This window comes from Mycobacterium sp. (assembly GCF_052143115.1).
GTDB lineage: Bacteria > Actinomycetota > Actinomycetes > Mycobacteriales > Mycobacteriaceae > Mycobacterium.
The window spans coordinates 49,682-57,591 of sequence record NZ_JBKQTQ010000191.1 but is presented as its reverse complement, the minus strand read 5'-3'; the positions used below and the strand labels follow the sequence as shown (position 1 = coordinate 57,591).

General features: G+C 64.9%; 6 protein-coding genes. 3 read left to right on the top strand and 3 right to left on the bottom strand.

Features of this window, described 5'->3' with window-relative positions; translation table 11 throughout:
- Positions 1 to 182 precede the first annotated feature (182 nt).
- Positions 183 to 1,421: an IS110 family transposase gene (locus ACLQI9_RS20175; RefSeq protein ID WP_442382787.1), complete on the bottom strand. Its 1,239-nt coding sequence runs from the start codon at positions 1,419 to 1,421 to the stop codon at positions 183 to 185.
- Between the two features lie 324 nt (positions 1,422 to 1,745).
- On the opposite strand from ACLQI9_RS20175, the gene ACLQI9_RS20170 reads away from it, so the two are divergent.
- Both ACLQI9_RS20170 and ACLQI9_RS20165 read left to right on the top strand, forming a co-directional pair.
- Positions 1,746 to 2,954, top strand: coding sequence for an IS110 family transposase (locus ACLQI9_RS20170; RefSeq protein ID WP_442382788.1), 1,209 nt, complete (start codon positions 1,746 to 1,748; stop codon positions 2,952 to 2,954).
- Between the two features lie 143 nt (positions 2,955 to 3,097).
- The gene (locus tag ACLQI9_RS20165; RefSeq protein ID WP_442384936.1) at positions 3,098 to 4,357 is read left to right on the top strand and encodes a cytochrome P450; all 1,260 of its coding nucleotides are present in this window, start codon (positions 3,098 to 3,100) and stop codon (positions 4,355 to 4,357) included.
- A gap of 11 nt (positions 4,358 to 4,368) precedes the next feature.
- On the opposite strand, the gene ACLQI9_RS20160 is transcribed toward ACLQI9_RS20165, so the two are convergent.
- Entirely contained in the window at positions 4,369 to 5,214 is an 846-nt protein-coding gene (locus ACLQI9_RS20160; RefSeq protein WP_442384934.1) for an SIR2 family NAD-dependent protein deacylase, read from the bottom strand.
- Between the two features lie 105 nt (positions 5,215 to 5,319).
- Here ACLQI9_RS20160 and ACLQI9_RS20155 point away from each other — a divergent pair, with 105 nt between their 5' ends.
- Complete coding sequence (locus ACLQI9_RS20155; RefSeq protein ID WP_442392056.1) at positions 5,320 to 7,362, top strand: NAD(+) synthase; 2,043 nt, start codon at positions 5,320 to 5,322, stop codon at positions 7,360 to 7,362.
- A gap of 22 nt (positions 7,363 to 7,384) precedes the next feature.
- Here the strand turns inward: ACLQI9_RS20155 and ACLQI9_RS20150 are convergent, their stop codons facing one another.
- On the bottom strand, positions 7,385 to 7,909 hold the full coding sequence (locus ACLQI9_RS20150) for a hypothetical protein (protein WP_442382312.1): 525 nt from the start codon (positions 7,907 to 7,909) through the stop codon (positions 7,385 to 7,387).
- Position 7,910 lies beyond the last annotated feature (1 nt).

Here is a 7,910-nt window from a genome sequence, read left to right as displayed (position 1 = left end):
TCCTTACCTTTCTTGCAGGGTGTTCGGGGCCGTCGGCCGTAGGCTTCGATTCACCCAGGGACGGCGGGTATGGCTTTCATGGCTCAGCCGTCGATGGCCGAGGAGGATTGGCCGCCCGTCGTCCCGCGACGACTCGACCGCTGATACGAAAATCGTGGTGACTTGCGCCGTCTGGTGACCACTCATGTGGCCGCCAGCGGGTTAAGGGTGACCTGGTAGCCGAGGTGGTTGAGCTGTCCGATCAGGCGTCTGGTGGCGCGCCCCTTGCCGGCGCGTTCGATGAAGTAGTTGCCGCCAAGATCGCAGTAGCTCGCGTTGTTGGTGAGCATGTGCCAGACGGCAATCAGAATCGAGTGCTGCACCGCGACGAGGGCCCGCTTACGTCCGCGGCGGGCCATTAGTCGTCGATAACGAGCGGCCAGGTAAGTGTCTTTGCCGCGGGAGGCGGAAATAGCCGCTTGCCCCAGCACGGACTTTAGCCATGGATCACCCGGACGTGTCGTTCCCGACGAGTGCTTGCCGGCGGACTCGTTGTTTCCCGGGCACACGCCCGCCCACGACGCCAGGTGCCCCGCACTGGGGAAACGCGTGATGTCGTCACCGATTTCGGCCAGGATCACCTGTGCGGTGTGCTCGCTAACGCCCGGCACGCTGGCCAACAGTTCGATGTGACGGCGATAGGGCTTGAGCAGTTGGTCGATTTGTGTAGTGAGCCGGTTGTGCATTGCGGTGGCGGCGTCGATGCGATCGAGCATGGCGCGCACCAGAAATGCGTGATGCTCGGTGAACTGTCCCGTCAACGCGTCGATCAGTACCGCATGTTTGCCGCGCAATCGACCCAGGGCGAGCTCAGCCAACGTGTGTGGGTCGCGCTCGCCGGCGATCAGCGCTTCGAGCATCGCCCGCCCGGACTTGCCTAACACGTCGGAGACTGCCGAGGTGAGCTTGATGCCGGCGTCTTCGAGCACGTTGTGCAGTCGCTGCGCCTCGCGGGTGCGCTCGCGCACCACCTCGGTACGGTAGCGAGTCAGATCCCGCAGCTGTCGAATCGGTTGAGGTGGAACAAAACTCGGCCGAACCAAACCATGCTCGACCAGCTTAGCGATCCACTCGGCATCCTTGACGTCGGTCTTGCGGCCGGGCACGGTCTTCATGTGCCGCGCGTTGAGCAGCCAGCACTCCACCTCAGATTCCAACAGGTAGAAGATCGGCTTCCAGTAGGCTCCGGTGGCCTCCATCCCGACCAAGGTCACCTGCTCAGACGCCAGCCAATCCCGCATCGCCAGCAGATCGCGCGTCATCGATGAAAATGTCCGGACCTCGGTGCGCCGTCGGGTTCCCGGCCCCGGCACCCGCAGACACACCTTCACATCCGCCTTGCCAATATCGATGCCCGCGCATCGCTGATGAATCACGTCCATCGCCACACCCACCTTCCGTCTGTCGGACCCACACAGGTGTGGCCGCCCCGGCAGGGATGGGCAGGCGAAAGAGTCTGATACTCGTGCTCGAAGCACCACTTCCGGGTGCCTGTCGAAAAATCCCCGCGTCCTGCTAATTGCCGGGCTCGGAAGCGCCAAGCGGTCACGACGTCGGCCAAGGCGACCACCCGCCGATTTTCCCGCCCTCCGGGTGGAGCCCATAGGCCCCGGTGATGCTAATTGAGAGATGCGATTCGATCGCTGTGTAAGGACACGTCGGCGTGGTCGTCTGCTGGGTCGATACGAACGACAACGATCACGGAGGTGGTTGTGCGACAACAAGTGTGGGTGGGCGTCGACGCCGGCAAGGCTGACCATCACTGTGTGGTCATCGACGGTGACGGAAAGCGACTTCTGTCGCAGCGGATCGCTAACGATGAAACAGCACTGCTGGAGCTGATTGGTGCGGTATCGGCGTTGGCCGACGGCGGTGAGGTGACCTGGGCGATCGACCTCAACGGCGGCGGGGCCGCCCTGTTGATCACCCTGCTGTTGGGTCACGATCAGCGGTTGCTCTACATCCCCGGACGCACCGTGCACCACGCCTCGGGCGGCTACCGCGGCGACGGCAAGACCGACGCCAAAGACGCCGCTGTGATCGCCGATCAGGCCCGGATGCGCCGCGACCTGCAGCCACTGCGGGTCGGCGATGACATCGCGGTGGAGCTGCGCATCCTGACCGCCAGGCGCACCGATCTGGTGGCCGATCGCACCCGAGCCATTAACCGGCTGCGCGCCCAGCTCCTGGAATACTTCCCCGCCCTTGAGCGCGCCTTTGACTACAGCAAGAGCAAGGCCGCGCTGATCCTGCTCACCGGCTACCAAACCCCCGATGGTCTGCGCCGCGCCGGAGCCGCCCGACTGGTGGCCTGGCTGCGTAACCGCAAGGCCCGCAACGCCGACGCCGTCGCTGCTACCGCGATCGCTGCCGCCCACGCCCAGCACACCATCGTGCCCGGCCAACAGCTGGCCGCCGCCGTGGTCGCCCGCCTGGCTAAGGAGGTGATGGCCCTCGACACCGAAATCGGCGACACCGACGCGATGATCGAGGAGCGATTTCGCCGCCACTGCCACGCCGAGATCATCCTGAGCCTGCCCGGCTTCGGTGTCACCCTGGGCGCCGAGTTCCTCGCAGCCACCGGCGGTGACATGAGCGCCTTCGATTCCGTCGACCGCCTCGCCGGCGTATCCGGACTGGCCCCCGTGCCGCGCGACTCCGGGCGCATAAACGGCAACCTCAAACGCCCCCGCCGCTACGACCGGCGCCTGCTGCGCGCCTGCTATTTGGCCGCTCACATCGCCATTCGCACCGACACCGCCTCGCGGACCTACTACGACCGCAAAAGATTCGAAGGCAAAACCCACACCCAGGCCGTCTTGGCACTGGCCCGCCGACGCCTCAACGTCCTGTGGGCCATGCTGCGCGACCACACGACCTATCAACCCACCGCACCTAACGCCGCGGCGGCTTGACAACTTCATTGAGAATCCTCCTATCGCACCCCTGGCCAGAGCGTAGCCGAAAGCTCGACATCTTGACTAGACAGTATGTCTAGATTTAGGGTCGGTGTCGGTCAGATTTGTGACAGACGTCATAGCCGATGGAGGACCCCACCATGACAGCGACGGCCGCCACCCCCCGGGCCTATGACCCCATCGATCTCTCGTCGGGCGCGTTCTGGTCCACCAGTGCGCAACAGCGGGAAAGTTCGTTCGCCGTCCTGCGGGCCGAACGCCCGGTGAGCTGGCATCCGCCGGTCGAAGACGCGCTGATGACCGATCCCGACGACCCCGGGTACTGGGCCCTGACCCGGCGCGACGACATCGTGGCGGTCAGCCGAAACAACGAGGTGTTCTTGTCCGGCAAGGGGGTCCTCTTCGAGAACGTTCCCGAGGAGCTGCTGGAAGCGTCCCAGTCCTTCTTGGCGATGGACCCGCCGCGGCACACCTTCCTTCGCAAACTTGTCAGCGCCGCATTCACGCCTCGGCAGGTCAGGCGCATCGAGGATTCGATCAACGCGAACGCCAAGACCATCGTCGAGGAGCTCAAAGCGGCCGGCAGCGGCGGCGACTTCGTCGAGCAGTGCGCCAAGGAACTGCCGATCCGCACGCTGTCGGACATGGTAGGCATCCCGGAGTCGGATCGTCACCGCGTGGAACACGCCGCCGATGCGGCGGTCTCGTGGGCCGACCCGGTTTACCTCAACGGCCGCCACCCGATGGAGGTGCTGTTCGAGGCCCAAACAACTGTGCATCAGGTGGCCTTCGCCCTCGCCGCCGAACGTCGCGAGCATCCGGGTGACGACCTGTTCACCAGCCTGGTGACTGCCGAGGTGGACGGTGACCGGCTCGCCGACGCCGACATCGCCGCGTTCTTCGTGCTGCTCGCTGTCGCGGCCAACGACACCACGCGGCAAACTACGAGTCACGCGCTGAAGGCGCTCACCGACTTTCCCGATCAGCGGGCCTGGCTGCTGGAGGATTTCGAAAACCGCATCGGCGGGGCAATCGAGGAGTTCATCCGCTGGGCCAGCCCGGTGATGACCTTCCGCCGCACGGCCGCAACGGATTTCGAAATCGGCGGCCAAGCCATCCGGGCGGGGGAGAAGGTCGTGATGTTCTATCCGTCCGGCAACTGGGACACCGAAGTCTTCGAGCACCCGGAGCGCCTGGATCTGAGCCGAAGCCCCAACCCGCACGTCGGTTTCGGCGGTGGCGGAGTGCACTTCTGCCTGGGCGCGCATGTGGCCAGGGCGCAACTGCGCGCGATCTTCGGCGAGCTCTTGCGTCAGCTGCCGGACATCCAGGCAGGCGAACCCGTATACGTGCCCGGCAACTTCATCCACGGGATCCGCAGCATGCCCTGCACCTTTTGAGGCTTTGGCGCCTAACCAACCGACGCCGCGGCGAGCTCCTCGGCCAGCAGCGTCAGCAGCTCCGAGCAGCCGCCGTGGACCTTGAGCGTGGCCAGATCGTCGCCGCGGGTAGGTCCCCGGTTGACGATGGCGACCGGAATGCCCAGCGCCGCGGCATGGCGCACGAACCGGTAGCCCGAGAACACCGTCAACGACGATCCGGCCACCAGCAGCGCATCAGCCGCTTCGATAACTGAAAATGCCTGTTTGACAACTGCTTTGGGCACACTCTCGCCGAAATAGACGATATCGGGCTTGAGCATGCCGCCGCACGATGGACAGTCCAGGTAGCGGAAACACGCAGTGTCGGCCACGACGGCATCGGCGTCCGGAGCAACCGCCAGCCCACCGATTGCCTCCGCACGCTCGACGAATCCCGGGTTGAGCGCATCGAGTTTCTCGCCCAACGCCGCGCGGCTCATCGAGTCGCCGCAGCTCAGGCAGATCACCTGCGCATAGGTGCCATGCAGGTTGATCGCGTTTTGGCTGCCGGCCTTGGTGTGCAACAGGTCAACGTTCTGAGTGATGACGCCGGTCACCACTCCGTCGCGCTCTAGTGCGGCCACCGCCCGGTGGCCGGCGTTGGGCAGGGTTTCGTCCATGTGCCGCCAGCCGACGTGATTGCGCGCCCAGTACCGCTGCCGGAACACCGGATCCGAGGTGAACTGCCGAATCGTCATGGGATTGCTCGGCGGCGAATCAGGGCCTCGGTAATCGGGGATACCGGAGTCGGTGGAAATCCCCGCACCGGTCAACACCGCGATACGGCGACCGGCCAGCAGCGCGATCAACTCCGGAGATTCTGGGCAGGTCGTCACCCCTTCGAGGGTACGGGCACGTGGAGAGCCGACGCTGCTCGCCGGACGGACTTGCGATACCCAATGGCCGGATATTGACACCGGCTGGGCGAGAATGGAAGGGCGATGGATTTCTACAACGCCTACAGCCAGGGCTTTGCCCGTGTCGCCGCGTGCACCCACCACGCCGCGATCGGCGACCCGGCGGCCAATGCCGCGTCGGTGCTGCGGCTGGCTCGCCAGTGCGACGACGACGGTGCCGCCCTGGCCGTCTTCCCGGAGTTGACGCTGTCCGGGTACTCCATCGAGGACATCCTGCTGCAAGACGTGTTGCTCGACGCCGTCGAGGACGCCGTGCGTGATGTCGTCACGGCTTCCACCGAGCTGCTGCCGTTGCTGGTGGTCGGCGCCCCGCTGCGTTACCGGCACCGGATCTACAACACTGCCGTGGTCATTCATCGCGGCGTTGTGCTTGGGGTGGCGCCCAAGTCGTACCTGCCCACCTACCGGGAGTTCTACGAGCGCCGCCAGATGGCGCCCGGTGACGACGAGCGCGGCACTATTCGGATTGCCGGCATGCAAGCGCCGTTCGGTCCAGACCTGTTGTTCGCCGCATCCGATCTGCCTGACTTCGTGCTGCACGTCGAAATCTGTGAGGACATGTTCGTGCCGGTTCCGCCCAGCGCGGAAGCGGCGCTGGCGGGCGCGACGGTGCTGGTCAATCTGTCCGGCAGCCCGATCACGATCGGCCGCGCCGAAGATCGAAGCTTGCTGGCCCGGTCCGCTTCGTTGCGCTGCCTGGCCGCCTATGTCTACGCCGCGGCCGGGGAGGGTGAGTCGACGACCGACCTGGCCTGGGACGGCCAGACCATGATCTGGGAGAACGGTGTGCTGCTCGCCCAATCGGAGCGATTCCCCAAAGGAGAGCGACGATCGGTGGCCGACGTTGACACCGGGTTGCTTCGCGCGGAACGCCTGCGGATGGGAACGTTCGACGACAACCGCCGTCACCACCGGGCCCTGGCGGAGTCGTTCAGGCGAATCGAGTTCCGCCTGGATCCACCGTCCGGCGACATCGGACTGCGGCGCAAGGTCGAGCGGTTCCCGTTCGTGCCCGCCGATCCCAACCGGCTGCAGCAAGACTGCTACGAGGCATACAACATTCAGGTCGCCGGGCTCGAACAGCGACTGCGGGCGTTGAACTACCCGAAGGTCGTCATCGGGATTTCCGGCGGGCTGGACTCGACGCACGCGCTGATCGTCGCAGCCCGCGCGATGGACCGGGAACACCAGCCGCGCAGCGACATTCTGGCGTTCACACTGCCCGGCTTCGCAACCGGCGAACACACCAAACGCAACGCGGTCGAGCTTTGCCGAGCACTTGGTGTCACCTTTGCCGAAATCGACATCACCGAAACCGCGAAGCTGATGCTCAAGGAGATCGATCATCCCTTCGCGGATGGCGAAAAGGTCTACGACGTCACCTTCGAGAACGTCCAGGCCGGCCTACGCACCGACTACCTTTTCCGGCTGGCCAACCAGCGCGGCGGAATCGTGCTGGGCACCGGTGACCTGTCGGAGTTGGGGCTGGGCTGGTCGACTTACGGTGTCGGCGACCAGATGTCGCACTACAACGTCAATGCCGGGGTGCCCAAGACGCTGATCCAGCACCTGATCCGCTGGGTCATCTCCTCAGGCCAGTTCGAATCGCGGGTGGACGAGGTGCTGCAGTCGGTGCTTGGCACCGAGATAACTCCGGAGCTTATCCCGACTGGTGAGGAGGAAGAGCTGCAGAGCAGTGAAGCGAAGGTCGGGCCGTTTGCCCTGCAAGACTTCTCCCTGTTCCAGGTGCTGCGCTACGGATTCCGACCGTCGAAGATCGCGTTTTTGGCGTGGCATGCCTGGAGTGATCCTGACCGTGGCAACTGGCCCCCGGGGTTTCCAGATAGCAAGCGACCGTCTTACTCGCTCAAGGAGATTCGGCACTGGCTGCAGGTTTTCGTACAGCGGTTCTACTCGTTCAGCCAGTTCAAGCGCTCGGCGCTGCCCAACGGGCCCAAGGTGTCGCATGGCGGTGCGCTGTCCCCGCGCGGGGATTGGCGTGCGCCGTCGGACATGTCGGCACACGCGTGGCTCGATGAGATCGAGCGCGACGTTCCCGAGGAGTAGAAGGCAGCAAGCCAGCCCATGGTCAGGGTTCTGATTTCGTTTCCTCGCGGCGTCCGGCGACAGACAGCCGGGCCGCGTATGCCAGTGCGCTGAAACCGTATAGCGCGGCGACCAGCAGCAGCCAGCGCCCGAAGAAGGGTTGTTGGCTCTGCCCGGTGGCCGCGGAGTAACTGGCTTGCCCCTGTTGGATGATCCCGGGAAAAAACAGGAGTAGTGACAGCCCCGCCGCCAGGGTCGGGACCCGCAAATAATTCAGCGGCGACACCCGCGGCGACGGCCCTGCCCACCGATTCCTCAGCGCGGCAAGGGCAGCCGAGACGGAGCGATCGGCCAGGGCGTAGAGCGGGAACAGGACCAAGTCGTGAGCGACGACAGCGGCGAGGAACCAGACCGCGATTGACTGCCACCACACCTTGGAGTTCCACAGGGCTTGCGGGCCGAGCACAGTCACGACATACCCGGCCAGCGCCCACGCTGCTACCGTGCCCAGCAGATGTAACGGATTACTGCCGTAGAAGGCGGTGAAGCTGGTGATCAGTCTGCGCATA

Coding starts and splice junctions, on each gene's coding strand:
- ACLQI9_RS20150 (WP_442382312.1), bottom strand. CDS start 7,909: ATGCGCAGACTGATCACCAGCTTCACCGCCTTCTACGGCAGTAATCCG.
- ACLQI9_RS20155 (WP_442392056.1), top strand. CDS start 5,320: ATGGATTTCTACAACGCCTACAGCCAGGGCTTTGCCCGTGTCGCCGCG.
- ACLQI9_RS20175 (WP_442382787.1), bottom strand. CDS start 1,421: ATGGACGTGATTCATCAGCGATGCGCGGGCATCGATATTGGCAAGGCG.
- ACLQI9_RS20165 (WP_442384936.1), top strand. CDS start 3,098: ATGACAGCGACGGCCGCCACCCCCCGGGCCTATGACCCCATCGATCTC.